Genomic DNA, 26,214 nt, shown 5'->3' on the forward strand with positions numbered 1-26,214 from the left:
ATCCTGCGCTGCCGCGTTCCATTCGTAGAGCGCCAGTTGTGACGACCCCTCACCCAAGTCGCACATGACGAACGCGCCGAAGTCCTTTCCGATCTTGCACCCCAGGCCCTCGACTGACATTCTCAGTGGCCCGCTCCGCCGGCCTCAGGCACTGGTCCATCCAGGCTCGACCGAGAATATGGGAATTCCTGCGAGGCTGCCCCAAAACACGCATTCACGAAGGAGCGGCGGAATGGTGGACAACAGGCAAGATCAGGCGAACGGAACGCCACACGTGGTCATTGTCGGGGGCGGCATCGCAGGGCTGGCAGCGGCGTTCCTCCTGCGCGACCAGCCGGTGCGGCTAACGGTCCTCGAGGGTGCGTCCAGATTCGGCGGGAAGCTGTCCGTGTCGGAGGTGGCGGGCGTTCCCATCGACGAGGGTGCAGAGGCCCTGTACCGCTGGCGTCCGAAGACCACCAGGCTGATCACGGCAGCCGGGCTCGGTGATGCACTCACGTCGGTGGGCACCACGTCGATGGCGGTCTGGACCAGGGACGATATTCGGCCACTACCCGACGGCCAGTTCATGGGAGTGCCCTCTGACATGGATGCGCTCGCCAGGTCCGGCGTGCTGTCCGGCGAGGGGGTCGCCCGGGCACGCGAGGATCTCACGTTACCTTCCACCGACCGGAACGGGGACGCATCCGTAGCGAGCTACGTCGCAGGGCGGCTCGGCCAGGAGGTGGTGGACCGCCTCGTCGACCCGTTTCTCAACAGCGTGTTCTCCGGCCGCGCTGACGAGCTGTCATTCGACGCCACGCTGACTCCGTTGGCCGCTGTATCCCACAAGCACGCGTCGCTTGCCGAGGCCGCGGGCTCGCTGATCCCACAGCCCAGCACTACGAGCGACGAGCAACCGTCGGGCATCGCGACCATCGCCGGAGGGCTCGGCACGCTGCCGCAGACGCTCGTCGACGCCGCGCTCGCCGCCTCACCCGAAGCAACCATGCGGACCGGTGCCACGGTCACCGAACTCTCGCGGACCGAACACGGGTGGCGGCTGACCGTGGGGTCTGCCGCCGATTCGGAATACATCGATGCGGACGCCGTCATCGTCGCCGTTCCGGCCGGCCCAGCCAGCAGGCTGCTGGCTGGCGTGCCCGAAACCACGCCGGCCGCTGCCGCGCTCGCCGAGATCCCCTACGCCAGCATGGCGACCATCACGCTCGCCTACCCTCCTCAGGCATTTCCCAGCGGGTTCGCCGAGCGGCGGCTCAGCGGCTACCGGGTGCCGGCGGTGGACGGGCGGATGGTCAAAGAGGTCACGTTCTCGACCGTGAAGTGGCCCCACCTGGCAGGTGACGTGGAGATCGTGCGGTGCACGGTCGGGCGGACCGGCGAAGAGGAGCTGCTGCGGCGCGACGACGCCGATCTCGCCGCGCAGGCGGCGTCCGAGCTGGCCGAGGCCACCGGCGTGGCCGGTCATCCGGTCGCGACCCGGGTGTCCCGATGGCACGACGCGCTGCCGCAGTACACCGTGGGTCACCTGGACCGCGTGGAGCGCGTCCGTGCCTCGATCGCAGCCCAGCCCGGGCTCGCAGCCTGCGGTGCCGTGTATGACGGCGTGGGAGTCGGCCAGTGCATGGCCACCGCACGTCAAGCAGTTGACCAGGTACTCGGCTGGCTGAACAGCGACACATCCGCCGCCGCTCCACCTGCCGCTGCACAGGGACAGGGCTGAAATCCACACGTGCGGCACGTCATGAGCCTCGCCGTCCTCAACGAGGGACGCGACGACCTGCCGCCGAGGTATGGCGAGATGATGGACCACGCCTGGGCTCCCGTGCGGGCCCGGATCGCGGCCTGGTCGCCATGATGGACTCCACCGAATGCGACGCTGCGGTGCGCGAGTCGCACCGCAGCGGCATGGATCGGGTCGGCGACGACGTCGGCACTCCGGTGATCTCCGTGGACGGGACCGCGTTCTTCGGGCCCGTGGTGACACCGATACCCAGTGGTGAGGCGGCGGCGAAGCTCTGGGACGGCGTGCTGCTCGTCGCTGGAACGGACGGGTTCTACGAGCTCAAGCGCACCAGAGACCGGGCGCCGATCGTTCACTGACTTGCCGGGCCGCACCGGCAACCGAGCGCGCACGCCTGGCAGCAGCCAGCCCGCACACCCGGCAGCAACCGAGCGCACGCCTGGCAGCAGCCAGCCCGCACACCCGGCAGCAACCGGGCGCGCGCCCGGCAGCAGCCAGCCCGCACACCCGGTCGCAGCCAGCAGGTTCTCCCTACGGCACCACAGGAGAGCCGGATGGGTGATCCAGAATGCGGGAGACCGCGTTTGCCAGGACATCCACCGGGCTCTCACTGCCGCTCATGCTGCGCCAAGCCACGTGGTTGTCCGGGCGCACCAGTACGGCGCCCTCGTCAGATATCTCCCGGACGGCCTCCCACCGGCCGTCGACGTCGGAGAATTCCGCGTCCCGTCCGATGGCGGCGGCGGAGATCGAGATGGAGAATTTCTCGGCCACCTGCGCGGCCGCCTCGCGCCACGCCAATCCGTCCGGTCCCGTGAGCAGTGCGAAGCCGGTCGCGGGACCGGTCAGATCGTGGGTCGACAGGCACCGGCCCTCGCGTTCAAGCCACGCGTGCGGCAGCAGGTGCCCGGGACGGGTCGTGGGCTGGTACACATCACGCATCGGCACCCGGGCGGGCGGCTGGCTGCCGTCCGGGGCGATCGCCCCTTCCTCGTAAGCAAAGCCCATCTCCACGTCGTGCGCCTGACAGGCGGCACGGTGGGTGTCGAAAACCTCCGCCGCCCGGGCCCGCGCGACCGCGCCGAGCGGGGACGGGTCAAAGTACGTCGAAATCATCGGGACCCGGCGCTGCGGCGGAGTACGCTCGCCCACACCGATGACATCGAGGATGGCCTGATGGTGCGCCGCCGCGGACATCGCCCAGTCGATGTTGTGCCTGCCGACAGGCCACCGCTCCGCCTCGTAGGTGTCGAGCAGGCTGTCGTGGGCGCGGCCGGTGAGCACCGCGGCCAGCTTCCACGCAAGGTTGTGCGCGTCCTGGATCCCGGTGTTCAACCCCAGGCCGACAGCGGGCGGTTGGCGGTGCGCGGCATCGCCGGCGAGCAGCACTCGACCATCCCGGTAACGGTCGGCAAGCAGCGCCTCCACGGTCCAGTGCGTCACGTGGAGGAGGGTCACGTCCAGATCGGGCAGGCCGAGAACCTCACGAATTCTGGGGACGACCGTCTCCTCGTCGAAGGGAGTTGGGTCGTTCGGAGAGAAATGCAGACCCCATTCCTCGCAGCCGGTGCCCCAGGTCGGTCCCATCTCGATCAGGTTGCTGGACCGGTCCGGATGATGTGGATCGAGAAAGTGCGTGATGAGCGTGCCCTCCCGCCACCACGCCGACAGATCGGCGGAGAAGTACACCGTCGTGACGTTGGCCAAGCCAGGCGGGCCCTGCATCTCGACGCCGAGGGCGGCGCCGACCGTGCGCCCGCCGTCGGCTGCGACCATGTACTGCGCCGCGACCGTGGTAATCTCCCCGGTTTCCACGTCACGGACCGTGGCGACGATGCGATCGCCATCGTGCGAGAAGTCGGCCAGCTCGTGACCGAACAGGATACGCCCGGGGTTACGCCGTTCGGCATGCCGACGCAGGATCGGTTCCAGCCGGACCTGCGGCAGCTTCACAGGCAGGACGGGCCCTGCTTCCGCGTATCTCTCGCGCAGCTCACCACCGCCGAAGGCGTCCATCTCGTGGATCACCCGGGCATCCAGCGGTCCGTTTCCGGCAAGCGTCGTCTGCCAGCGCACCTTGCCGAACTTCTCCACCGGCGCCCCCTGTTCGGCGACTTCGTCGTCGAGCCCGTGCTGGCGGAAGATCTCCATCGTGCGCTGGTTGAGATAGTGCGCCTTCGGCAGTATCGACGTGTCGGCGTGCCGCTCCACCAGCACGTGCCCGACACCGTGATCGGACAGGAAGACGGAGGCGGACAGGCCGCACCCGCCGCCGCCCACGATCAGTACCGGTACCTCGATTGCTCCCATGTTCATCCCTCAGGTTGGTCGCGTACGGGCAGATAGCCCAGGGCGATGACTATGACTGGTGCTGCTGGAGCCTCTCGCGCATGGACGCGGTGTCGTTGACGTGTGGGAAATCCTCCGGTGGCACGTCAACTCCCAGGAAGGCGCAGAGCGGTTCCCACCCCTCCGCCACGTCGAATACCAGAAGGTTGTCCAGGCCGACCGTACTGACGACCTCCTGATTGTGGTTACGAAAGACCTCGATCGCATAATCTTTGTCAGCGAACCGTCCGCCGAAAAGGCCGTTCCACGTCATAGCGCTGGTCAGACGGTGAACCCGGGAGCTCATGGAATCCGTGTCCGAAGGGTCTCCCCCGCCATGCAGGGCGAACTGGTACAGCGTGTCGTAGGTGCTTCGATACCAGAGGTCGGCATCGCGGACCGTGAGCATGACCTTGGCCTCGGGATATGCCTCCATGAGCTGCTTGTAGTAGATGGCGCACGGGCCATCCACAGCCGACGTATAGCCCTCGAATACGGCATCCCAGTCGGGGCGCTGGCCGTCGCAGACGATCCTCTCCCACTGCCCGAGACGCTTCTCGTCGTTGACGACGTCGAACATGTGATAGCAGGGTCCGTAACCGAGCTTCTCCAACGCCACCTTCAGCGACGTCGTGCCTGTCCTGCCCAGGCCGGCATTGATGAGCTTCAACAATGCGGTGTCCTTTCTTTTCTCAACTCCACTCGGCGGGCTCCTCCTTGTTCGCGACATTGACGCGGTTCCAGAGATTGACCAGACCTATCTGCATGACCAACGCAGCGAGTTCCACATCGGCGTAATGTCTGGCCGCCTCATCCCACACCTCGTCCGGCACCGGGTCCTCCCGGTCACTGAGGCAGGTCACCGCCTCGGCCAGCGCCAGCGCGGCACGCTCGGCGTCGTCGAAACACGACGCATCCCGCCAGTCGGCCACCATCGCCAGGCGATCCTCCGTCTCCCCGTCCTTCCCGGGCTCACGCGCGTTCACGGGGATACGAATGGCACGGCCATTGATCTGGCTCACACGCAGGCGGACGAAATCGAGCGTCTGCTGCGGCACGCCAGCGTTGTTGATGACTTTGGAAAGATCGAGCAACGGCTGCAAGGCATCAGGAACGACAAGGGACGGGTTGGTCATCCGTGGCGACATCGGTTGGTTTCCTCCCGTGAATTGGGACTGCTCCTTCGCTGTCATGGCACATCACAGCGAAGGACACGTGACGGGAAAGGCACGAACTCCAATGGGAAAATCCTGCTTTTCCCACGTACCTGTTCACAAGTTTCCGGGATTTCAGGACATGGAATTCGTCAGCCGTGAACGGGACCGTCGGATATCGGCACACTTCTACGATGAGACGACGACGCGACGATAAAGACAGCGCAGATCTCAGGGCTTCACGAATTCGCTTCTGACGAGAAGGCCGGCCCGTCGGCGGCCGGTGACGGTTCGGCCGAAACGCGCCGGACCGCTTCGGCGAGCGCCACGTGGAGCCGCTCGTCCGCAGTCTGCCCGGCTTCCCACTGCACGCCGATCGCAAATGGGTGATCGATCACTTCCACCACCTCGATGATCCCGTCCGGCGCCCAGGCGGTGACGGTGAGGCCCGTGCCCACCTGATCGATCGCCTGGTGGTGATGGCAGTACGCCTCGGGGGTGTCGTCGCCAAAGATCGCGGCGATCCGGCTACCCGCTGTCAGGTCCAGCCGGTGCCTGCCGAACGAGAACCCCTCCGTATTCGGGCAGTGGGCGTCGTCACCGGTGACCTCGGGCAGATGCTGATGCAGCGTGCCTCCGTAGCACACGTTGAGAAGTTGCATGCCCCGGCAAATGGCAAGCACGGGCAGTCCAGAGCCGAGCGCACCCCTGATCAGTTCCAGCTCGATGGCGTCCACGACCGGGCTGCCGCGCCGGGTCTCCGGGTGCTCGGCGCTTCCGTACAGTGCGGGATCCACGTCTGGACCTCCCGGTACCAGCAAACCGTCCAGCTGACCCACGACGCGCTCGACGCCGGGCAGCAACGGAAGCAGCACCGGCATGCAGCCTGCGGAGGCCAGGAAGTCGACATGCGACTGCAATGCGAGGCTGACCGTGATGTCGCCGCCCTGCAGCGTCACCGGCGCCGTCCGGGCGCAGATCCCGATCACCGGCTGCCCGCCGGACGGACGTGCACGTACCGAACCGTTCGATGCGGAGTTCATGACCACCCTCGGTTTCCCTGTGAATCAGACGGCCACGCCGCCTCCAGCCACCTTCGCGCCGGGTTCCTCCGATCACGCCGACGGTGCGGACCCGCCGTCTCGTGCGTCTTCGATGAGTCGTGCGTTGACGGCCTCGATCAAGGCACGAGGCGTGGTCGAGTCGAACACCGTCGAGTCATCCAGCTTGATCCCGAACTTCCGCTCGATCCGGACATTGGTTTCGAGCAGCGCCAGCGACTCGTAGCCGAGCTGCACGAACTCGGTGTCCATGGTTCCGACGTCGACATCTGCGGCGTCGTTCTCGCCCGCGGCTTCGTGCAAGATGTTCCTGAGATCATCGATGGTGAATTCACCGGGCGCCATTGAGGCTCCTTTCCTTGGTTTCGTTCCAGTCGACGGATCGCAACACGATGGCGGAATTGAAGCCGCCGAATCCGCGCGCCAGCACGACAGCAGTGGCCACGGACGCGCGGCGCGCCCCCGGGGCCACCAGGTCGATGTCGTACTCGGGCGAGAGAGTGACGTTCGTGGTGGGGGGAATCACCCCCGACCGCATGGACAGGAAGGCAGCGGCCACATCCAGCGGAGCGCCACCCGAGGCGAGCCGGCCCGTCATGGTCTTGGGCGCGGTGACCGGCACCGCGCGGGCCCCGAACACCTCGGTGATCGCCGTTGCCTCGACACGATCGAGTTCCGGGATGGCGGCCGCGTCGGCGAAGACGACATCGACCTCTCCCGGTGTCAGGCCCGCATCATCCAGCGCGATCTCGATCGCCTTCCGCAGCGCCGGGTTTCTGGCGCTCCCCGGCTTCGGGTCGAACGTGGCCCCGTAACCACAGACCTCGCCATAGACGTCACTCGCGCCGCGCCCGCGCGCGGCGTCGGGATCCTCGACGATGAGAATGGCGCCGCCCTCACCCGGCACGTGTCCTGCCGCGCCGGCGTCGAACGGGAGGTAGGCCCGTTCCGGCTGCTCGCTGACACTCAGCCGTCCGCTGGCGAGCTGGGCGACCCACCCCCACGAGCAGAGTGACGCGTCGACACCACCGGACACGATCAGATCGCTGCCGTTGCGGACCAGGCGGCACGCGTGCGCCACGGCATCCAGCCCACCTGCCTGATCGCTGACCAGCACACCGCTCGGACCGCGCATTCCGTGCCGGATGGAGATCTGGCCGGTATTGACCGCGTAGAACCAGGCAAAAGACTGGTACGCGCTGACGTATTGGCCGCCCATGCTCCACAGGTTCTGGAGCTCTCGCTGGCCGAACTCGAAGCCGCCACACGAGCTGGCAGTCACCACACCCATCCCGAACTCGGGCACGTCGTCAGCATGCACCCCCGCATCGGCGAGCGCGTGATCCGCACCCACGAGGGCAAGCTGGGTCATCCGATCGGTCTGCGGTATGAGCCTGCTCGGGAGATGCTCCTCGGCACTGAATCCCGGCACCTCGCCGGCGAGTTTCGCCGGATATGGCCGCGGATCGAACCGCGTGATCCGGCGGACCCCACTCTGACCGCCACATGTGGCGCTCCAGTAGTCGTCGACGCCAATCCCGTTGGGAGCGACAACGCCGATTCCCGTGACCACAGCCCGCGAGGTCATGCCAGATTCCTCTCGGGACTGGCCAGGACCATCGCACTCTGGAACCCGCCGAAGCCGCTGCCCACCGTCAAGACGGTGTCGGTGCGCCAGTCGCGAGCGGTCAACGGCACGTAGTCCAGGTCGCACTCGGGATCGGGCACGTGCAGATTCGCCGTAGGGGGCACCACGTCGTGTTCCATGGCCAGGATCGAAGCTGCGATTTCTATCGAGCCGATGGCGCCGAGCGAATGGCCGACCATCGACTTGATCGAGCTCACGGGCGTACGGCGGGCGTGTTCGCCGAGACTGCGCTTGAACGCGGCGGTCTCGTGCCGGTCATTCTGCTTGGTTCCCGAGCCGTGCGCGTTGACGTAGTTGACGTCCTCCGGGCCCATCTTCGCCTCGCTCAGCGCCGAGCGGATGGCCTCGGCCATCTCCCGGCCATCAGCGCGCAAACCGGTCATGTGGTACGCGTTGCACCGGGAGGAATATCCGGCGATCTCGGCGTACAGATGTGCGCCGCGGCGGCGTGCAGCCCCCAGTTCCTCCAGGATGAACATCGCAGCCCCCTCGCCCAGCACGAATCCGTCACGGGTGCGGTCGAAGGGCCGGGAGGCGTGCTCGGGATCGTCGTTACGTGGTGTCGTCGCCTTGATCGCGTCGAAGCACGCCACGGTGATCGGCGATATCGGCGCGTCCGTGGCACCGGCGATCATCACATCGGCCGCGCCATCGCGGATCAGGCCGGCAGCGTAACCGACCGAGTCCAACCCCGAGGTACAGCCGGTGGAGACCACGGTGGCCGGACCTTCGGCACCGGCCGACCAGGCCGTCTCGGCCGCGAAAGAACTCGGCACGAAGTAGTTGTACAGGTGCGGGACGGCGTATTCGTGGTCCACGAGGTCAAGCCGGCCACCATCGCTGACCACTCGATACTCCTGATCCAGCCCCATAGTGGCACCCACGGCGCTGCCGACGGCCACCCCGATGCGATGCGGTTCGGTATCACTCATGTCCAGGCCGCTGTCCGCCATCGCCTCCCTCGTCGTGACAACCGCGAACTGCGCCGCCCGGTCCATACGCCGTATCTCCTGCGGTCCGAGGCCGTGCTGCCAGGGATCGAAATCCGCTTCGGCCGCCACCCTGGAACGAAACGCGGACGGGTCGAAGAAGGTGATCCCCCGCGTTGACGTCCGGCCTTCGCAGAGCAGGCTCCAGAAACTCTTGACCCCGATTCCGCCCGGCGCGAGCACCCCGATTCCGGTGACGACGACCCGGCGCCCGCTCATTCCGACTCCCAGCAGTAGAACCTCGTGGCCATGGCATCCACGGGCGATCGCCAGGTCTCCGGATCGTAAGCGTGGATGAATGGCTTGAGATCCTCGCTTATCTGCACGAAACGTGGATCGTTCTTCGCCTCCTCTATCCGCTCTGCCCCGTCTTCGGTGTCGAAGTCTTGAAGGTGGAAGTACAGACCGTGGAATGAGAACAACTGACGCCTCCGCGTTCCCATGCGATGTGGCATGTCAGTCTTGTCGAATTCGCTGAAGAGCCGAGCTACCTCAGCGCTCGAATCAGGATCCATCCGGGCCACGATCAAATTACTACGCATTTTTACCGCCGCCTCGATAACGTCATGGCCGCAATGCCGTGAATGTACAGGTGATGAGCCTCCAATCTCGACTTTCAAAGATCAAGGCCTCCAAACTGTTGCCGACGTCGAACGCGGACATTCAGCTGGGATCGCCTACTCGATCTGGCTCAGCACCCAGGCGGAATCGTGCCGGGTGAAGCCGAGGTGCGGGTAGTAGTCCGCCGCGTCGGGCGCCGACAGCAGCACGATCTTGGCTTGCGGCGCCTCTTTCCGGGTCGCGTCGATGAGCGCTCGCCCGATACCAGATCGCTGGTGTGCCCGGCTGACGGCGATATCGGACAGATACGTCACGTAAGCGAAATCCGAGATGCTTCGCGCGATGCCCACGAGTTCACCGTCGATACGACAGGTGATGACCAGATTGGCGTTGCGCACCATCGCCCCCATGCGATCGAAATCCGCTGCCGGCCGGCGTTCCCCAAGCCCGGACGAACGGTAAACCTCCACGACCTCCTTCACGTCCAGATCGACACCGTGCTCGCGCCTAATGTTCCATTTCACGGAGAGCTTCCAATCGTTTGAAGATCGCGTCATGGTGGACCAGGAAACGCTCCGGTCGTAGCTGGCCGGCATCGATTCCCTCGGTCCGGAGCAACGTACCGAAATCCTCGCCGGAAGCGATGGCACGATTGGCCGCGGCCTGGACCGCACGGTAGGCCCGTTCCCGCTCGGTGCCGCCCGCCAGCAGATCGGCCAGCACCGCCGAGCTGTACACGAGGCCATTGGTCTGGTCGATGGCGGCGCGCATCCGGTCGGGGAACACGTCGAGCCCCGCCACCAGGTCCGCCGCTGCCGTCGCCTGGTAGTGCGCGACGATCATCGCATCCGGCACGACAACCCGCTCGACGGACGAGTGCGACAGGTCCCGCTCGTGCCAGAGCGCCACGTTCTCCAGCATCGTCCCGGCGTAGCCGCGCAGTAGCCGGGACAGCCCCGACAGGCGCTCGCTGCCGGTCGGGTTGCGCTTGTGCGGCATCGCGCTCGACCCCTGGTAGCCGGCCGTCCGGCTCTCCTCGACCTCGCGGACTTCACTGCGCGACAGCAGTCGCACCTCCGTGGCGATCTGCTCGATGCACGCGCCGAGCGTTGCCACCGCGTGCAGGAGCTCGGCGTGCCGGTCGCGGGCCACGACCTGGCTCGGCACCGGCTCCACGCCGAGACCGAGTTCCGCACACACGTACTCTTCGACGAACGGGTCGATCAACGAGTAGGTCCCGACGGAGCCGGAAATCGTGCCCACCGCGACCTCCGCGCGCGCCGCCTCCAGCCGCCGGACGGAACGATCGATCGCGAAGGCGAACCCCGCCAGCTTGTGACCGAACGTCGTCGGCTCCGCGTGCATCCCGTGCGTACGCCCGATGCACACGGTATTCCAGTGCTCGACCGCCCGATCCGCCAGCACGCCCCGAAGCCGTACTGCCGCCTGGAGCACAAGATCACAGGCGCGGGCGAGGCTGAATCCTAGCGCCGTGTCCACGAGGTCATAGCTCGTCATGCCGAGGTGCACCCATCGCGCGGAGTCGTCGGGGATGCCCTCGCACAAGGCGGCGAGGAACGAAAGGATCTCGTGGTCGCGCTCGCGATCGAGCTCTGCCACCCGAGCCGGGGACGGCACCTGGGCACGCCGGATGTCCACCAGAGCGGACTCGGGAATCCGGCCGAGCAGTGCCTGCGCCTCGGATGCGAGGACTTCCACCTTGGTCCAGGTGGCATAGCGTTCCTGATCAGACCAGAGCTCTGCCATCTCGGGCAACGAGTAACGGGATATCATCACCGCATCCCTTCCGAAGGATTACCGCCAGCGGCAGGATAATCCGTGCGCGGCGATGTACGGCAGAATGTCACCCACGCTCCCCGTATTTATTCGTGCGTGCCGTCGTTCGACTGCTGATTTTTCTGCAGTCGAACGCCAGCTTCCTGCCGATTCCGTGGAATTTTTCTCCGAGATTGCTCTCTCGGCGCTTATTGCCCGGCATCCGCAGCTTGCGCCCACTTCCAGAGACGTCATGTAGTGATTCTGTGCCATTATCCACCGCCACGAGAAACGGGCAGTCGATCTGCCGCGGCATTCGTGAAACACAGCAGTTGTTTCTGGAGAGTCATTCCACCGTCACCGAGCACGTGCAGACAGTGCTGGCTGCCATCCGCGAAACAAATGCGGAACTCGGAGCGTTCGTCGCGCTCGCTGACGCTCACGCGCTGCAGGAGGCGGAAGCCGCCGACAGGTTGATCGCGAGCCGCGGTCACGCCGCGTTCCGCAGCCGGCCGCTGCTCGGGATCCCGGTCGCGGTGAAGGATCTCCTCCAAACGCGGGACCTTCCCACCAGGAGAGGATCACTGTTGCCGAACCGCCGCACCGCTGCGGACGCGCCCGCCGTGGCCCGCCTCCGGGCGGCAGGCGCGATCGTCGTGGGAAAGACCGCGACGTCGGAGCACGGCTGGAGCGCGAGCACGGTCAGCAAGGTAGCCGGACCTACCCGCAATCCCTGGGCGCGCGACAGGACCGCCGGGGGGTCGAGCGGCGGGTCCGCCGCCGCGGTGTCGGCGGGTCTGTGCACGGCATCACTGGGTACCGACGGAGCGGGGTCAGTGCGTATACCCGCAGCATTCTGCGGCGTCGTCGGGTTCAAACCATCCTTCGGCCGCATTCCCTACGTACCTCCCTGCGCCGAGCGGCTGGCGCACGTCGGGCCACTCGCGCGCAGCGTGGTCGACGCCGCCACGGTCACATCGGTACTAGCCGGCCCCGACCACCGGGACCCAGACTCGGTCACCGCTCCACCCGTGCCGGCAACGCGGCCCGCCACGCTGCGAATCGGCTGGATCGAGTTCCCGCAGACGTCCGGCGAGGTCCGCGAGATCACCGAGAGCGCCCTACCCGTCCTGACCGGGCAGGGACACCGCGTCGATCGCGTCGACGTCCCCTTCCCCGACCCGTACGCCGCCGTGGTGGACATTCTCGCTGCCGTCGAGGCAAGCGGCACGGCGCCGGAAGACGAGCCGTTGTGCGACGAGGGCCGGCTCGCGCTCGTGCGTCACGGGCGCTCCGTGAGCGGCGCGGCGATCATGCACGCCGAGGAGACGCGGCTCGCCCTGAGGTCGAGGCTGGGATCGGTCATGGAGCACTACGACCTGCTCGCCATGGCCACCGTTCCCACCGAGCCGTTCGCCGTCGACGCGATCGCCCCGTCCTGGGCGGCCAACCCCGATGACTTGCTGTGGCTCGCGTGGTCGCCCGCCACCTATCCGTTCAACATCACCGGACAGCCGGCCCTGTCCCTGCCCGTCGGCGTCACGTCCCGCGGGCTTCCGGCGGGGCTGCAGCTCGTCGGCCGGGCCGGCGACGACGGCCTGGTGCTCGCCACCGCCAGCCTCATCGAGACCGAACTCGGCCTCGCGATGGTTCCGCCCGGCCAGCAAACGAAAGGGGAATGATCATGATTTCCAGGCCATGGTCCGTGCACGGTGAGAGTGGCGTCGGGCGTCCCTCGTTCGTCGCCGAGTTCGCACTCTGGGACGACCGGCAGGCTGCCGCGGCCGAGCAGGTCGACATGCAGCTGGACGAGGTCGATCTCGTCCGGATCGTGTTCTGCGACCCGCACGGGCTGGCCCGGTCGAAGACGGTTCCCGCGAACGTCTTCCGCACCGCACTGCGCAACGGTGTGGACTTCAGCGCCGGGCCCTTCCTCTTCGACACCGGCCATGCCGTCGCCGTCGACTTCCTCGCCGACCCCGGCGTGGGCGTCGACGAACTGCACGGCGCGGGCGACTTCGTGCTCGTCCCGGATCCCCGCACATTTCAGATACTGCCCCGGACCGAGCCGAGAACCGCCTGGGTGCTCGGCAACGAATTCCAGCGCGACGGCTCGCCGCACCCGCTCGCGTCCCGCGACGTCCTGCGCCGGGTCTGCGCCGAATACGCCAAGCACGACCTGGCCCCGGTCATCGGACTGGAGGTCGAGTGGTACCTCACCCGGCTGACCGGAGGACCGCCGGGCAACGCGGGAAACGGTTTCGGCCTGCAAGGGCAAGCACCGGCAGTGGAGGCCATGAATCCCGGTTACCAGTTCAACCTCGACAGCTACTACGACTCCGTGGCCGAAGTGGCGGATCCGCTGGCCGCGATGCTCATGTCCCTCGGCCTGCCGCTGCGTTCGATGGAACACGAGTCCGGTCCCGGACAGCTCGAAACGACGTTCGATCCGATGCTGGCCCTGGATGCGGCGGACGCGATGCTGCTGTTCCGCACCCAGATCAAGCAGGCTTGCAGGCGCCGTGGCTTCCACGCCTCCTTCATGACGCTGCCCCGCCTGGAGAGCTTCGACTCCAGCGGCTGGCACCTGCACCAGTCCGTCACGAGCACGAAGACCAACCTCAACGTCTTCGCGACAAGCGGCGACGCGCAGGACGGAATCTCTCCCGAGGGGCAAGCCTACGTCGAGGGCCTGCTGTCTCACGCACGGGAACTCTGCCTGCTGTCCCTTCCGACCGTGACCGGCTACCGGCGGCTGGCCCCGCAATTCACGTTGTCTCCCACGTCGAACAACTGGCGCTTCGAGGATCGCAGCGCCATGGTCCGGGTGCTCAGCGGCGGCAGCTCCACGCACGTCGAGAACCGGATCGGGGAACCGTGCGCGAACCCCTATCTCGCCATCGCCTCCCAGCTCCACGCGGGCCTGGAAGAGATGACCTCAGGTACCCCGGCGAACCGGAGCACATATCCCGCGCTACCCACGTCATTGCGCGAAGCGCTGGACGCGTTCCGCACGAGCAGCCGCGTCGAAGAACTGCTCGGAACGCCGCTCAAGACATGCCTGACGAAGCTGAAAGAAAGTGAACTGTCGCGCTTCGAGGAATGGTGTGCGGCCCAGCGCCCTCCGGCAGATGACGTGACCGAATGGGAGCACAACGAGTATTTCGGCGTCTTCTGAACGCTGCCACAGGAATCCGAGGAACACCGGAAGCCGAGGTGAGATCACGACATGCCATGGGCGAAAGACACTCCTCCCGAAGCCAGCGCCGAACGCGCCGAGCGGATCGCACAGCGAACCCGCAACGAGAACTGGAAGAAGCCACCACGTCGCATCGAGACGTCAGAATGCATCGCGTGTGACGCGTGCGTGCGTAATTGCCCACCCGAGTTCGGAGCAATATTCGATCGGGGACTCGACGTCGTCATCATCCCCGAACTGTGCTCCGGCTGCCCGGTGTGCGTGATGGTCTGCCCGGTCGACTGCATCTACGTGGACGAGGAATGGACACCGACCGGAGACCAGATGTGGAACCACATCGACCCGATACTCAAAGGAGCGGAATGACTCTGCCTACCGAGCGGGATACCGGACTCTCCCGAAAGGCCGCGCTGGCGAAGGCGCGGCAGAGCCGCCGACCGTCCCGGCTCGGCCACCGAGCCGGGACGGCGGGTGAACCGGACTACGTGCTAGCCGACAACGCCGGGTTCCCGGGCCTGCTCGAACGGACCTGGCAGCAGGCAGCCGCCGCCCCGGACCTGCCCGCGGCCGTGGACACGCTGCTCACGCTGGCCGGACACGTTCCCGCGGACATCCAGCTACGGGCCCTGCCCATCGTGGACGAGTGCGCGCTGAACGTCCTGTTCGGCGTCTCGTGGCGGGGCGATGGCCACACTGCCGTTTCAGCCGACAACACCGCCGACACCGCCGACACGGACGACGATACCGACGACGCGGTGGCGTTCTTCGGCGAGATCGGGCTGAACACGAGCGGCCGGGTCGTCGTCCGCGTCCCGTCGAAGGGCCCGCTATCCGGCGAGGAGGATCTCGTCGGCGGGGTACTGCGAGTACCGTGGTCCGCCCAGGACCTGTCGGATTACCAGGCAGAACTCGCCCGGGCCACCGCGCGGTTACGCGAGTCGGTCGCGGACTGCCGCGAATGGCTCGCGGCGGCCGGGCAGGAAGGCCGCCAGGACATGCTGGCGAACTTGCTGGAGGCGGCCAGCCGCACGGCACCGTTCGTGCTCTACTCTGGCGACCGGCAATACACCAACTTCCGCGATCGGAACACGCTCACCGGCAAGACCCTGTGGCAAGGTCACCCGGACTGCACGCTGAGCAGCCTGGCGGCCGTGCCGCTTGAGCTGTGGTCGGACAACGACGTGCTGATGGTGGTCTGCCTCACCCTGCTGGTGCGGTCGGCGGGCTACGCCCGGATCGAGGAAGCCAACGGAACACAGCTCACGATCGACCACGTGGCCCACCTTCTCGAACGGACCCGCGTGGCCTACAACAACGTCCCTGGCGGGCAGCAGGTGCCGCCCGCCACCACGACCCGCGTGGCGGAGCTCGATGAGCTCGCACAGGCAATCGCCCGGCGACGCCAGGAGATTTCCGGCAGGGTCCAGCTCTACCGGGAGATACACGGCCCGCTCATGCACAAGATCGAACGGATCGCCGGTGAAGCCGCGGACGATGCGAGACGGCTGGAAGCAAGACTTTGCGAGTACGTGCGCGACCGGCTACCGGTCTCCGGCGACACGCTCGACGAGCTGGGCACCAGCCTCGAAGCAACACCCGGCTGGCTGGCCGAGCCGCGTGGCGAGTTCGGGACGGGCCTGGAGGCCCTGGTATACGAGACCGTGTGCGCGGCGACGACGGCGTTCGAAGTCGACTTCGCGATGAGCCGCGGCATGCGGTCGCTGACCGCGCTGATCGAGGCACTACGCGCAGAGGAATGGGCAAAGATCGCCGGCTGGGACATCCCGCACTTCTTCTGCTGTGTCGTGCCCGCCCCGCAAGCCCGAAGGCACTTCGACGATTCATCCGCGCACCTGGCCGACATCACCTGGTCCATCGCCGCGCGGATGCAGTACAACTCGTGGCATTTCCTGGTCGGGAACCTCCCGCAAGTTCCCGAGATTGCAGCGCGTGACTACTTCGTGCCGCCGACCATTCCGGATATCGCGTACTACTCCGACCAGCACCATCGCGGCCACGTCGCCGCCAAGGTACGCTTCAGCATCCGCAGCCCGCAGGCCGTGCAGGTGCTGGACCGGACGTTCGACGGGTTCGCCGATCTGCGGCTGCTGCGCTGCGAAGGTGTGCCATTCGACGAGCAAGATCTGCTGGCCGCGCACCGCACGTCGGGGTTCATCGCGAAGGCCACGACACTCGCCGCCGGGCTGGTCGCCGACGGCTCGGACATCGAGATCACGAAGTTCGACCCCCAGTGGTACTGGGAGACGATCGCCGAGTAGCGAGAGCGTCCGCGCTGCCGCGCCATCATAGGTTTTCTCGGGCCGTACCACGTCTACAGACGTGTTACGGCCCGAGAGAACGTACCAAACATGATCATTCGGGCCGGTCAGGCCGAGGTGGGTTGGGGCGCGGATCGCGTGTGCACGACTCGGTAGGAGTTCCAGTCGACGTCCGTCGTCAGCGAGTTCCGCTTCTCCTCGTTTCTCCGCCGTGCCGTGGACTGTTCGTCCGCGGCACGTGCCCGGAACGCGTCGTAGGACTGTTTGTCATCCCACTGGGAGTAAACCACGACGAAGTCGTGCTCCCGGCCAATCGCGGTCAAGCCATCGCCGTCATCCTGTGGACCGCGGGATCGGATGCCCCGCAGCACGCTCTGCGAACGGTAGCCCGGCGTGTCCGCCAGCCAGGCATGGGCCTCTCCCAGCGTGGCGATCAGGTCATTCTGGTCGGCAGGATCCACTCCGAGGATCTCGATCACCGTGTAGTCGTCGCGCTCGGGTGAGATCTCGGTGACATCGCCCAACGAGGGGTGGCGGTGGCTCAGCTCCACCTCCGTCTGCATCAGCCGGACGAGGGTCGTGATCTCCCTGAATAGTGGAACCGTGCGGTGTTTGAACTCGTCACCGGCATAGCGGGATTCCAGGTCTTCCTTGCCGCGCCACTGGATGAAGTTCGCAGTTCCCAACTTCTCCTGACCCCGGTGCACCGTGCTGGAGATCCAGCCGGGGAACGCCGCCGTATCGACGATCGCGCGCATCTCGCCGATCAGCCGGTCCACTCGATCCGCGGTGTCCGTCTTGAACAGGTTGATGACCGTCAGGTACCCGTCTTCGGGATTGATGAATGGCATGCGCACCTCGCATCCTCGTGATGATCATGGCCCTAATACCGAACAGGCGGGATAACCGGCCCGCCACCCCGGTGAATCACGCCGCCGCGCCGAACCAGCGGGCGAGGGCCTCCGGCAAGCCGGTCCCCTCGGACCCGCCGGTGCCGATCCACGCGATGTAGCCGTCCGGTCGCACCAGCGCGGCATCGACGTCCTCCAGAACGCCGGCCGGACGCGAACTCGTCGTGATGACGTCCACCCGGTCCGTCCACGGACTGGCAACCTTGCGCAGCTTCTCGTTGTCCGCCAGGTCGAGGACCATGCCGCGCCCGGCGTGCAGGAACTGGAACGCGTTCGCCGTGCCGGCTGCCCCGAAGTCACCCACCAGCTCGACATCGGGCAGGCGCTTGCCGAGCAGCGGGTGATCGCCGTCGCCCACGTCGTAGCGAATATCCAGGCCGGTGACCATGCCGACCAGCAGCCGCTGGGCCTCCTCGTAAGCCAGTAGCTCGGCCAGGACCTCGCGCATGGGATCCATCTCTTCCCCGCCGAGGTACAGGAGGCGCTGGGCGAGGGTGTTGGTCAGGACACGGGCTCCCACGGGGTGGCGCTCGCTGTGGTACGTGTCCAGCAGGTCTGCCGGTGCGTAGCCATTGATCTCGGCGCCGAGCTTCCACCCCAGGTTCATCGCGTCGCCGATGCCCGCGCTCATGCCCTGGGCGCCGATCGGCAGGTGGATGTGCGCGGCGTCACCGAGCAGAAAGACGCGTCCCCGGCGGTACTCCGCCGCCTGCCGGCTCGTATCCGTGGTGTAGCTCGTCCACAGCGGTTTCCCACCGCTGATGTCCTCGCCAGTCAACCGGTTCCACGCCGCGGCGACGTCACTGAAGCTGGGCGCGTCGCCGCCCGGCCGGGTCGTGCCACGCTCGTACAGGATGACCCGCTGGACCTCTGGTCCCAGCGGCAGCACCATGACCATGCCGCCGGGCACACGCTCACCGGCAAAACGCAGCTGCAGATCGCAGCCGGCCACGTCGGCGAACCACATCTCGATGGTCGGGTCCGTGCCGGGGAAATCGATGCCGGCCAACTTGCGGACGCTGCTGCGGGCACCGTCACAGCCGGCGACGTAGCGGGCGCGCAGGCGCTTGGCGCCCTCCGGGGTGGCCACGTCCAGCTCGACGCCGTCCGCACCGGCGCTCAGCCCGGTGACCTCATGATTCCGGTGCACCACGGCGCCCAGTTCGGTCGCCCACGCGGCCAGGATGCTCTCGGTGAGCGACTGCGGTTTTCCCCGCGCACCGTACGAGCCGCCCTCGAGCACCCGGTAGTCGATGGGCAGTCCGCCGAAATGGCCGAACGGGATGGTCTGCACCTCACCGAACCGCGGCAGCAACCCCCGCTGGTCAAACTCCTCGATGGCGCGCGCCGAGAAACCCAGGGCACGCGACTGCTTCATCGGCTCGGCCAGCCGATCCAGGACGACGGTCTCGACTCCGGCCAGGCGCAGTTCGCCGGCGAGCATGAGACCGGTGGGGCCCGCCCCCACAACGATGACGTCCGCGTCAAAGTTCAGCATTCTCTTCCCTACCTTCCGCACGCAGCAGCTTCCCGATCGCCCGGTGCACGCCCTCCTCGCTGTCACCGGCCCAGGCGACGTAGCCGTCGGGGCGCAGGAGGATGGCGGTGATCCCCGGGAGAGAACCCTTCTCGTCGATGGCGTGAATCGTCGGGATGGTGAATCGACCGGGGTCATCGGACGCGGGTGCGAGCCGCACCAGGACGGGCATGACTGGCGCGGAGCCCGCCACCCGCAGCGGCCCCGCTTCCGTCCGCAGCCCCAGCTTCGCGACTCGCCGCCCGATCAGCGGTGACTCCGGCGGGCCGTACCGGTCGTCGAGGTTGGCGGCGACCCTGGCCACGTGAGCACGGACCTCGCTCAGGCCGGTCAGCTCGGAGAACACGTCTCGCAGCGGCTCGATCTCGGCGCCACCGAGCAGCATGACCTCTTGAGCCGCGACATGGTTGAGCACCCGCGCCGCCACCGGATGCCGCTCGTCGTGGTAACTGTCCAGCACCCCGGGCGCTGCCCAGCCGCGCACCGTCCCGGCGAGCTTCCAGCCCAGGTTGACCGCGTCCTGGAGTCCTACGTTCAGCGATTGGCCACCGATCGGCATGTGCCAATGGGCGGCGTCGCCGGCCAGCAGGACACGGCCCCGCCGGTAGGCGTCGGCCTGGCCCCTGGAATTGTCGAAGGAATCCACCCAGACGGCGGTTCCACCGGAGATGTCCTCGCCGGTCACCTTCTGCCAGGCACGTGCGACCTCGCCGAACTCCGGCGGACCCGTGCGTTCGGCCACTCCCTGCCCGGCCACGTGCACCATCACCCTGGTGACCCCATCGCGGGTAGCCGCCGTCGCGAATCCCCCGTCGAGGCGTTCGAACCTGCGATCGCGGACCCGGATGCCCGTCACGTCGGCCCGCAGCAGTTCCTTCGTCGCCGCCCTGGCGGACACGGGAAACCCGCACAACCGGCGGACCGTGCTCCAGGCACCGTCACAGCCGACCACGTACCGCGCGCGGATCCGCGCGTCGCCGTCAGGTCCCCGGACCCCGCAGACGACGTGGTCCGGCAGCTCGGTGATCTCGGTCAGCTCGTGCGCCCGGAGCACGGTCACGCCCAGCCCTTCGGCACGCTCGGCCAAGACGGCCTCGGTCCGGTACTGAGGCACCTTCCAGTTGCCGGCGTATTCGCTGTCCAGCCCGGACAGATCGAACCCCAGCCCGCCGAAATGGGCTCGTGGCTCGTGTACGGCCTCGCCGAGCAACGCCTCGCACCCGCGCTCGTGCAAGAGCTCGGCAGTCAGCGTGGTGAGCTGGCTCGCCCGCGACTCCGTCATCGGGCTGTCCAGGCGTTCCACCACGATGACCGGCACATCGGCCCGGCCGAGCTCTCCGGCCAGCATGAGCCCCACAGGACCGGCACCGACGATGACGACCTGTGCGGCCGCCCAGGATCCCGTCACGACGCCGCACGCCCGTCGCCGGCGCCCTCGGCGAAAGCCTTCGCGGCGCGCAAGGTGGTCAGGCTGTTGCCGCTCAAGGCCTGACGGACGGTCTCCTGCGCGGTGTGCACGTCCGCGCCGGCACCGAGCACGTCGGCGATGCGTTCCGGGTTGATCCGCACCGTGTGCCGCGACGTCACGGACACCCCTGCCCCATCGTCCCGGTCTTCGATCAACCAGCGCCCGGTGTGCAACGCCAGCAGCGCGGGCAGGACGATCTGCTTGTACACGATGCTGGTGTGCGGGCGGCACACCCGCACGGACCGCGTGGTGTGGGTGGATCCGTCTTTCGTGCTGGTGTCCATCTCCAGTATCTGCAGCCCGGGTGTCTCCTCCTCCAGCGACACCCTGGCGACGTGCGGCAGCCGCTGCGACCACAGCTGGGCCTCGTTGAGAAAGTCGTAGACGTCCTCGGCACTGCCGTCGATCGCCACGGTGTCGTCGAACGTGACGAGCTGATCGGAGCCGGCCAGCTCCGCGCTCGTCTTGAGCGCGTCGAGTTCCGACATGCTGTTGCGGTCGACCGCCTGGCTGATCCAGTCGAGATCGGCGGGGTCGTCGCTCGCCGCGTAGAAGTCGTGCAGCAAGCGGACGTGGCATTCGGATTCGGAAACGGGCTCCACCACCCATGTCCCGCCCATGCCGCCGACCGGATGCTGGGGCTGTTCCTGGCGGAATGACACGCTCATCCGATCCGGGTCGTGCTCACGCCGGGACGTCCAGGTCTTGGCAGTGCCGTTCGCGGTCGCCCAGAGCCGGATCCGTTCCGAGTTTCCCTCCTTCTCGACGCTCTCGGCGTGCACGGTCGGGGGAAAGATCACTGGCCATTGGCCGACGTCCGCGATCAGCGCGAATACCCGATCCGCGGGAGCAGCGATGTCGATCTTGTGTTCCGTTTCGCGCAGGGCGCTCGTAGTCACGATTCCTCTCCTTCGGGTAGCCGGCGTCTAAGGGGCGGACACGAGCGGGTGAGAATCCTGGACGTCCCGAGCCTGCCGGGCCACGCCGAACCAGCGCCGCAGCGCACTGGCGAGCGTTCCCCCACCCGGCGCGGCCCAGGCGACATAGCCGTCGGGGCGGATCAGCACCGATTCCGTGACGATCCGGTCCTCTCCGGGCCCCGGCGGCACGCTCGCCACCCGGATCAGGTCCACGCGGTCGGACCACCCGGCAGCGCACCGGCTCATCTCCTCCGAGTCGTCGGCGGTGATCAGGACGCCCCGCGCCGGATGCAGCAGCCGCGCGAGCTGCTCGGTGCTGCCATCGGCACGCTCCAGCTCGCGGTCGGCCATCCGCGCACCCACGAGCGGATGCCCGTGCTCGCCCATGTCGTAGCGGATGTCGAGCCCACTCACCATGCCGGACAGATGCCGCGCCACATCCGGGATCGCGATGAGCTCCGACATGACGGCCCGCAGCGGCTCCACGGATTTGCCGCTGAGATTGAGCGTCCCCTGGGCACGCGTGTTGCGCAGCACCCGCGCTCCCACGGGGTGACGTTCGTTGTGGTACGTATCGAGGAGGCCGTCAGGGGCCCAGCCGGTGACCGTCGCGGCCAGTTTCCAGCCGAGGTTGACGGCGTCCTGCACTCCGATGCTCAGCCCCTGGCCCCCGGCCGGGAGGTGGATGTGTGCGGCATCTCCCGCCACGAGCACGCGGCCACGCCGGTACTCGGTGACCTGACGCGTGGCGTCGGTGAAGCTGCTCACCCACCGCGCCTGCCCGTCGTGGATCGACTCGCCCGTCAGCCGCTGCCACGCGTCCGCCACGTCGGCGAAGGTCACCTCCCGATCCTTGGCTGGCGGCGTGCCGTTCTCGCAGACGATGATGCGGACGTAGCCCTCTTCCAGCGGCGCCGCCATGACCATTCCGTTCGGAACGAGCTCGCCGATCATTCGCGGGTGGATGTCGCAACCGGCCACGTCGGCCAGATACATCTCGCGCGTCGCGTCGGAACCCGGGAAGTCGAAGTTCGCATGTTTCCGGACGGTGCTCGAACCGCCGTCACAACCCACGAGGTAGCGGGCCGAGTACTCGCCACGGCCATCGGGCCCCTGCACGATCGCCGTGACACCGTCGCCCGTGTCGCGCACGCCGGTGACCTCGAACCCGCGGCGCATCGACACGCCGAGTTCCCGTGCCCAGTTTTCGAGCATCTCCTCGATCTTGTACTGCGGCACGCCGCGCACGCCGAAGTGCGAGCCTTCCAGCACTCCATAGTCGATCGGTATGCCGCCGAAGTGTCCCTGCCTGGTGATCTCGGCGTTCTCCAGCCGATCGAGAAGCCCACGCCCGTGGAACACCTCGGCTGCACGCGCGGTGAATCCGATTCCGCGCGACTCCCAGCTTCGCTCCGTCCGCCGCTCGACGACGGTGACGTCCGCGCCGCCGAGACGGAGCTCGCCCGCGAGCATCAATCCCGTCGGCCCGGCGCCGACAACGATGACATCCGTGTCCATGTCCTGTCCTCAGCTTCCAGTGGGGGTTCCGGGACCGGTCTCGGACGCCGGGCTCGAATCGGGCACCGCCTCGATGATCGAGACCGGCGACGCGGTGGGGACTGCTCTGACGACGTGCAGACCGGCCTTCGCGAACAGTTCGGAGTATTGGGGCAGCGTGCGTTCCTTGGCACCAAGGAGCAGGAGCAGCCACAGGTCGATGATGTTCCCGATGTGGTGCTCGTTGTTTCCGTCGAGTACGTACTCGATCACGAGCATCGTGCCGTCAGGCGCGATCGCTTCCCGGACGTTCCGCAAGACCGTCAGGCAGTCGGGCTCGGTGAAGTCGTGCAGGATGTGCTTGAGCACGTAGGCATCCGCGCCGGCCGGCAGCTTGTCGAAGAAGGAGCCGTTCTCGATCGTCACCCGCTCCCCGACACCCGCCGCGTCGAACACCGCCGGCGCGTCGGCGGTCGCGGCTTCGGAGTCGTACAGGATGCCGCGTGCGCTGCTCGCCTGCTTCAAGATCCCCGCCAGCAGGCCGCCCCGCCCGCCGACGACATCCACGATCGTGCGGAACTGGGAGAAGTCGTACGCCGCGAGCACCGGGTCGGTTTCCGGTTCCGACATGCTGCGCATCCCCTGGAAGAATTCGGCTGCGTACTCGGGATTCGCCGTGAGGAACTCGTAGGCACCCATCCCGCGCAGCCGTGGCATGTTCGCCTCGCCGCTGCGCACGGACTCGAGCAGGTTCCCCCAGTCTTCCCAGAGCAGGGGGTGGCTCATCAGCGTCGCGATACCGCGCATCGAGTCCGGCGCGTCGTCACGGAGCGCGTCGGCCATCGGCGTGAGCCCGAACCGGCCGTCGGATTGAACCGCGAACACCGAATAGCCGGACAGCGTACGCAGCAGCCGATACGTCGCCTCTGGGTCCGCTCCGACACGCTTGGCGATGTCCTCAGCGGGGAGCGGCCCGTCACGGAGAACGTCTGCTATACCGAGCCTGGCCGCGACTGAGATTGCCTGGGTAATCACCGAGCCTTGAATCAGGTTAAGCAACGAGTAAGCAGCAGACTGGTCCCGCACGGCCAGCGTTTCCGGCATGGCAACCTCCCGAATTCGTGGACTCTGGATTCCAGACCATAATTCGGCGAGTTTTCCGTTCCCAACTCATCGCTGAACACGTTCAACTGCAGAATCTGCGCAGTCGAACCGATCTGGTTTCACCCGCTCTCGACCGAGATTATTGGAATCCCTGCCAGACTTTTGTGACACCATTTCTACGAAGGAGCAGGCGGAATGGCGGACGACGAACAGCAACAAGTCGCACTCATCACCGGGGGAACGAGTGGAATCGGCCTTTCGGTTGCCGAGGCCCTCGCATCTCGTGGCCACGCGGTCTTCATCTGCGCGCGCGACCCCGAAGCCGTCCGGAAGACGGCCGACAAGCTCCGATCGAACGGTTACGACGCCGACGGCGTGGCCGCCGACGTCCGGAAGCCGCAGGATGTCAGGTACCTCGTGGGTGCCGCAGTGGAGCGGTACGGGCACATCGACGTCCTGGTGAACAACGCTGGACGCAGCGGCGGCGGCGTCACCGCCGACATCGAAGACGAGCTCTGGTACGACGTCATCGACACCAACCTGAACAGTGTCTTCCTGATGACGCGCGAGGTGCTCCAGTCGGCACAGCTCGTCGAGCGCGGCTGGGGACGGATCATCAACATCGCGTCGACCGCCGGCAAGCAGGGCGTGGTGCTCGGCGCCCCCTATTCCGCATCCAAGCACGGCGTCGTCGGATTCACCAAGGCACTGGGACTCGAACTCGCGAAGACGGGGGTCACGGTCAACGCCGTCTGTCCCGGCTACGTCGAAACCCCGATGGCGCAGCGGGTCAGGCAGGGCTACGCCGCGCACTTCGACACGACCGAGGAAGCGATGCTCGAACGTTTCGAAGCGAAGATACCGCTCGGCCGGTATTCCACTGCTGACGAGGTCGCTGGACTCGTCTGTTACCTGATCACGGACGCGGCCGCACCCGTGACCGCGCAGGCGATCAACGTCTGCGGGGGCCTCGGAAACTACTGAGCGGGCCGGATACGGATGATCCTGACGAACTCTGGCGTGCCGCTCGCCACGACCGATCGCCGGACCGTGGCGAGCGGCATTCGATAGATGCGCTTGGCAGGCAGCAGACACGGAGGCACACGGTGGCAACAGATAGGACGATCCTGGTGCTGGGCGGTACCGGCCGGCAGGGAGGTGCAGTGGCACGCGAGCTACTGCACCGCGGGTGGACCGTGCACGCCCTGGTACGTGATCCCCAGAAACCCGCGGCCCGGGCACTCGCAGCCGCTGGCGCGGTGCTCGTGCGCGGTGACCTGGATGACGAGGCGTCGTTGCACACGGCAATGCGCGGGGCCCACGGCGTGTTCAGTGTCCAGACATTCCTGAACCCCGGCGGCGTCGCAGCCGAAGAACGACAGGGCAAGGCCGTGGGCGACGCCGCAGCTCAGGCCGGCGTCGCCCACCTCGTCTACAGCTCGGTCGGCGGCGCGGAACGCTCCAGTGGCATCCCGCACTTCGAAAGCAAGTGGAACATCGAACAGCACATTCAGGCACTGGGGCTGCCGGCGACCATCCTGCGGCCGACCATGTTCCACGAGTGCTTCCACGACATCAGTCCACGTCTCGAGAAGGACCATCTCGTCCTGGGCTTGTGGCTGCGCCCCGAGGTCCCGGTCCAGCTCATCGCCACCGCCGACATCGGCGCGTTCGCCGCAGACGCCTTCGACGACCCGGCCGCCTGGCTCGACCGGCAAGTCGAGATCGCCGGCGACGAGCTGACTGGCCCGCAGATGGCCGCAGCGTTCGAGCGCGTGTCTGGCATTCCGACGCGATTCGAGCAGCAACCCATCGAGCAGCTTCGCGCGGTTCGCGAGGACCTGGCCAGCATGTTCGACTGGTTCGATCACGCAGGTTACCGCGCCGACCTGCCCGGCCTTCGCCGCATCAGACCGGATCTCATCGACCTCGAAACCTGGCTACGCACCAACTGGAGCGCCCCGGTGCTCCAGCCGTGAGGGGTGGGGTTAGGCGCCGATGGCGTTGTTGTCGGCGTGTTTGAGTTGTTCGGCGAAGA

General features: G+C 67.0%; 23 protein-coding genes and 1 pseudogene. 8 read left to right on the forward strand and 16 right to left on the reverse strand.

Going from position 1 to position 26,214, the window contains the following annotated elements:
- The first annotated feature begins 232 nt into the window (after positions 1–232).
- Complete coding sequence (gene hemG / locus DPM12_RS20860; protein ID WP_112260284.1) at positions 233–1,723, forward strand: protoporphyrinogen oxidase; 1,491 nt, start codon at positions 233–235, stop codon at positions 1,721–1,723.
- 18 nt (positions 1,724–1,741) lie between these two features.
- Positions 1,742–2,103, forward strand: a pseudogene (locus tag DPM12_RS20865) (mycothiol-dependent nitroreductase Rv2466c family protein); the annotation flags it as partial.
- Between the two features lie 172 nt (positions 2,104–2,275).
- Here the strand turns inward: DPM12_RS20865 and DPM12_RS20870 are convergent.
- The 10 genes from DPM12_RS20870 to purB form a co-directional block, all read right to left on the reverse strand.
- Entirely contained in the window at positions 2,276–4,054 is a 1,779-nt protein-coding gene (locus tag DPM12_RS20870; RefSeq protein WP_112260285.1) for an FAD-dependent monooxygenase, read from the reverse strand.
- A 49-nt stretch (positions 4,055–4,103) separates the two neighbouring features.
- Positions 4,104–4,745, reverse strand: a complete 642-nt coding sequence (locus DPM12_RS20875; protein WP_112260286.1) for a sulfotransferase family protein — start codon at positions 4,743–4,745, stop codon at positions 4,104–4,106.
- A gap of 19 nt (positions 4,746–4,764) precedes the next feature.
- The gene (locus DPM12_RS20880; RefSeq protein WP_112260287.1) at positions 4,765–5,220 is read right to left on the reverse strand and encodes a carboxymuconolactone decarboxylase family protein; all 456 of its coding nucleotides are present in this window, start codon (positions 5,218–5,220) and stop codon (positions 4,765–4,767) included.
- A gap of 245 nt (positions 5,221–5,465) precedes the next feature.
- On the reverse strand, positions 5,466–6,269 hold the full coding sequence (locus DPM12_RS20885; protein ID WP_112260288.1) for a gamma-glutamyl-gamma-aminobutyrate hydrolase family protein: 804 nt from the start codon (positions 6,267–6,269) through the stop codon (positions 5,466–5,468).
- 72 nt (positions 6,270–6,341) lie between these two features.
- Positions 6,342–6,632: an acyl carrier protein gene (locus tag DPM12_RS20890; RefSeq protein ID WP_112260289.1), complete on the reverse strand. Its 291-nt coding sequence runs from the start codon at positions 6,630–6,632 to the stop codon at positions 6,342–6,344.
- Positions 6,619–7,875 carry a ketosynthase chain-length factor gene (locus DPM12_RS20895; RefSeq protein WP_112260290.1) on the reverse strand — a complete coding sequence of 419 codons (1,257 nt, stop codon included), beginning with the start codon at positions 7,873–7,875 and terminating at the stop codon, positions 6,619–6,621. The genes DPM12_RS20890 and DPM12_RS20895 overlap by 14 nt, the downstream gene beginning before the upstream one ends.
- Entirely contained in the window at positions 7,872–9,143 is a 1,272-nt protein-coding gene (locus DPM12_RS20900; protein ID WP_112260291.1) for a beta-ketoacyl-[acyl-carrier-protein] synthase family protein, read from the reverse strand. The genes DPM12_RS20895 and DPM12_RS20900 overlap by 4 nt, the downstream gene beginning before the upstream one ends.
- The gene (locus DPM12_RS20905; protein ID WP_112260292.1) at positions 9,140–9,466 is read right to left on the reverse strand and encodes a TcmI family type II polyketide cyclase; all 327 of its coding nucleotides are present in this window, start codon (positions 9,464–9,466) and stop codon (positions 9,140–9,142) included. The genes DPM12_RS20900 and DPM12_RS20905 overlap by 4 nt, the downstream gene beginning before the upstream one ends.
- Positions 9,467–9,601: 135 nt before the next feature.
- The gene (locus tag DPM12_RS20910) at positions 9,602–10,009 is read right to left on the reverse strand and encodes a GNAT family N-acetyltransferase (protein WP_112260293.1); all 408 of its coding nucleotides are present in this window, start codon (positions 10,007–10,009) and stop codon (positions 9,602–9,604) included.
- A complete protein-coding gene (purB, locus tag DPM12_RS20915; protein ID WP_112260294.1) occupies positions 9,993–11,279 on the reverse strand; it encodes an adenylosuccinate lyase in 1,287 nt (428 codons plus the stop codon). Before purB ends, DPM12_RS20910 begins: the two co-directional genes overlap by 17 nt.
- A 359-nt stretch (positions 11,280–11,638) precedes the next feature.
- On the opposite strand from purB, the gene DPM12_RS20920 reads away from it, so the two are divergent.
- From DPM12_RS20920 to DPM12_RS20935, 4 genes are read left to right on the forward strand one after another with little or no spacing between them, the layout of a single operon-like run.
- The gene (locus tag DPM12_RS20920) at positions 11,639–12,943 is read left to right on the forward strand and encodes an amidase (RefSeq protein ID WP_112260305.1); all 1,305 of its coding nucleotides are present in this window, start codon (positions 11,639–11,641) and stop codon (positions 12,941–12,943) included.
- Positions 12,940–14,439 (forward strand): glutamine synthetase family protein, encoded by a 1,500-nt coding sequence (locus tag DPM12_RS20925; RefSeq protein ID WP_342778820.1) that lies wholly within the window; start codon positions 12,940–12,942, stop codon positions 14,437–14,439. The genes DPM12_RS20920 and DPM12_RS20925 overlap by 4 nt, the downstream gene beginning before the upstream one ends.
- Before the next feature lie 51 nt (positions 14,440–14,490).
- Positions 14,491–14,826 carry a 4Fe-4S dicluster domain-containing protein gene (locus DPM12_RS20930; RefSeq protein ID WP_112260295.1) on the forward strand — a complete coding sequence of 112 codons (336 nt, stop codon included), beginning with the start codon at positions 14,491–14,493 and terminating at the stop codon, positions 14,824–14,826.
- Positions 14,823–16,739 carry a hypothetical protein gene (locus tag DPM12_RS20935; protein ID WP_112260296.1) on the forward strand — a complete coding sequence of 639 codons (1,917 nt, stop codon included), beginning with the start codon at positions 14,823–14,825 and terminating at the stop codon, positions 16,737–16,739. Before DPM12_RS20930 ends, DPM12_RS20935 begins: the two co-directional genes overlap by 4 nt.
- 107 nt (positions 16,740–16,846) lie before the next feature.
- Here the strand turns inward: DPM12_RS20935 and DPM12_RS20940 are convergent, their stop codons facing one another.
- From DPM12_RS20940 to DPM12_RS20965, 6 genes are all read right to left on the reverse strand, one after another.
- Entirely contained in the window at positions 16,847–17,590 is a 744-nt protein-coding gene (locus tag DPM12_RS20940; RefSeq protein ID WP_112260297.1) for an antibiotic biosynthesis monooxygenase family protein, read from the reverse strand.
- A gap of 76 nt (positions 17,591–17,666) precedes the next feature.
- The gene (locus DPM12_RS20945; protein WP_112260298.1) at positions 17,667–19,148 is read right to left on the reverse strand and encodes an FAD-dependent monooxygenase; all 1,482 of its coding nucleotides are present in this window, start codon (positions 19,146–19,148) and stop codon (positions 17,667–17,669) included.
- Entirely contained in the window at positions 19,135–20,595 is a 1,461-nt protein-coding gene (locus DPM12_RS20950) for an FAD-dependent monooxygenase (protein WP_112260299.1), read from the reverse strand. The genes DPM12_RS20945 and DPM12_RS20950 overlap by 14 nt, the downstream gene beginning before the upstream one ends.
- Complete coding sequence (locus DPM12_RS20955) at positions 20,592–21,554, reverse strand: aromatase/cyclase (protein ID WP_112260300.1); 963 nt, start codon at positions 21,552–21,554, stop codon at positions 20,592–20,594. The genes DPM12_RS20950 and DPM12_RS20955 overlap by 4 nt, the downstream gene beginning before the upstream one ends.
- A gap of 27 nt (positions 21,555–21,581) precedes the next feature.
- A complete protein-coding gene (locus DPM12_RS20960) occupies positions 21,582–23,093 on the reverse strand; it encodes an FAD-dependent monooxygenase (protein ID WP_112260301.1) in 1,512 nt (503 codons plus the stop codon).
- Positions 23,094–23,102: 9 nt separating this feature from the next.
- Entirely contained in the window at positions 23,103–24,176 is a 1,074-nt protein-coding gene (locus DPM12_RS20965) for a methyltransferase (protein WP_112260302.1), read from the reverse strand.
- Between the two features lie 195 nt (positions 24,177–24,371).
- On the opposite strand from DPM12_RS20965, the gene fabG reads away from it, so the two are divergent.
- Positions 24,372–25,160, forward strand: a complete 789-nt coding sequence (fabG, locus tag DPM12_RS20970; protein WP_112260303.1) for a 3-oxoacyl-ACP reductase FabG — start codon at positions 24,372–24,374, stop codon at positions 25,158–25,160.
- Between the two features lie 122 nt (positions 25,161–25,282).
- Positions 25,283–26,155: an NmrA/HSCARG family protein gene (locus DPM12_RS20975; RefSeq protein ID WP_112260304.1), complete on the forward strand. Its 873-nt coding sequence runs from the start codon at positions 25,283–25,285 to the stop codon at positions 26,153–26,155.
- Positions 26,156–26,214: the final 59 nt, after the last annotated feature.

The sequence above is a fragment of the Phytoactinopolyspora halophila genome (genome assembly GCF_003287285.1).
GTDB lineage: Bacteria > Actinomycetota > Actinomycetes > Jiangellales > Jiangellaceae > Phytoactinopolyspora_A > Phytoactinopolyspora_A halophila.

What these genes read in the sequence shown, in the direction of transcription:
- hemG (WP_112260284.1), top strand. Translation starts at nt 233, where the DNA reads ATGGTGGACAACAGGCAAGATCAGGCGAACGGAACGCCACACGTGGTC.
- DPM12_RS20870 (WP_112260285.1), bottom strand. Translation starts at nt 4,054, where the DNA reads ATGGGAGCAATCGAGGTACCGGTACTGATCGTGGGCGGCGGCGGGTGC.
- DPM12_RS20880 (WP_112260287.1), bottom strand. Translation starts at nt 5,220, where the DNA reads ATGTCGCCACGGATGACCAACCCGTCCCTTGTCGTTCCTGATGCCTTG.
- DPM12_RS20885 (WP_112260288.1), bottom strand. Translation starts at nt 6,269, where the DNA reads ATGAACTCCGCATCGAACGGTTCGGTACGTGCACGTCCGTCCGGCGGG.
- DPM12_RS20890 (WP_112260289.1), bottom strand. Translation starts at nt 6,632, where the DNA reads ATGGCGCCCGGTGAATTCACCATCGATGATCTCAGGAACATCTTGCAC.
- DPM12_RS20895 (WP_112260290.1), bottom strand. Translation starts at nt 7,875, where the DNA reads ATGACCTCGCGGGCTGTGGTCACGGGAATCGGCGTTGTCGCTCCCAAC.
- DPM12_RS20900 (WP_112260291.1), bottom strand. Translation starts at nt 9,143, where the DNA reads ATGAGCGGGCGCCGGGTCGTCGTCACCGGAATCGGGGTGCTCGCGCCG.
- DPM12_RS20905 (WP_112260292.1), bottom strand. Translation starts at nt 9,466, where the DNA reads ATGCGTAGTAATTTGATCGTGGCCCGGATGGATCCTGATTCGAGCGCT.
- purB (WP_112260294.1), bottom strand. Translation starts at nt 11,279, where the DNA reads ATGATATCCCGTTACTCGTTGCCCGAGATGGCAGAGCTCTGGTCTGAT.
- DPM12_RS20925 (WP_342778820.1), top strand. Translation starts at nt 12,940, where the DNA reads ATGATCATGATTTCCAGGCCATGGTCCGTGCACGGTGAGAGTGGCGTC.
- DPM12_RS20930 (WP_112260295.1), top strand. Translation starts at nt 14,491, where the DNA reads ATGCCATGGGCGAAAGACACTCCTCCCGAAGCCAGCGCCGAACGCGCC.
- DPM12_RS20935 (WP_112260296.1), top strand. Translation starts at nt 14,823, where the DNA reads ATGACTCTGCCTACCGAGCGGGATACCGGACTCTCCCGAAAGGCCGCG.
- DPM12_RS20940 (WP_112260297.1), bottom strand. Translation starts at nt 17,590, where the DNA reads ATGCCATTCATCAATCCCGAAGACGGGTACCTGACGGTCATCAACCTG.
- DPM12_RS20945 (WP_112260298.1), bottom strand. Translation starts at nt 19,148, where the DNA reads ATGCTGAACTTTGACGCGGACGTCATCGTTGTGGGGGCGGGCCCCACC.
- DPM12_RS20960 (WP_112260301.1), bottom strand. Translation starts at nt 23,093, where the DNA reads ATGGACACGGATGTCATCGTTGTCGGCGCCGGGCCGACGGGATTGATG.
- DPM12_RS20965 (WP_112260302.1), bottom strand. Translation starts at nt 24,176, where the DNA reads ATGCCGGAAACGCTGGCCGTGCGGGACCAGTCTGCTGCTTACTCGTTG.
- fabG (WP_112260303.1), top strand. Translation starts at nt 24,372, where the DNA reads ATGGCGGACGACGAACAGCAACAAGTCGCACTCATCACCGGGGGAACG.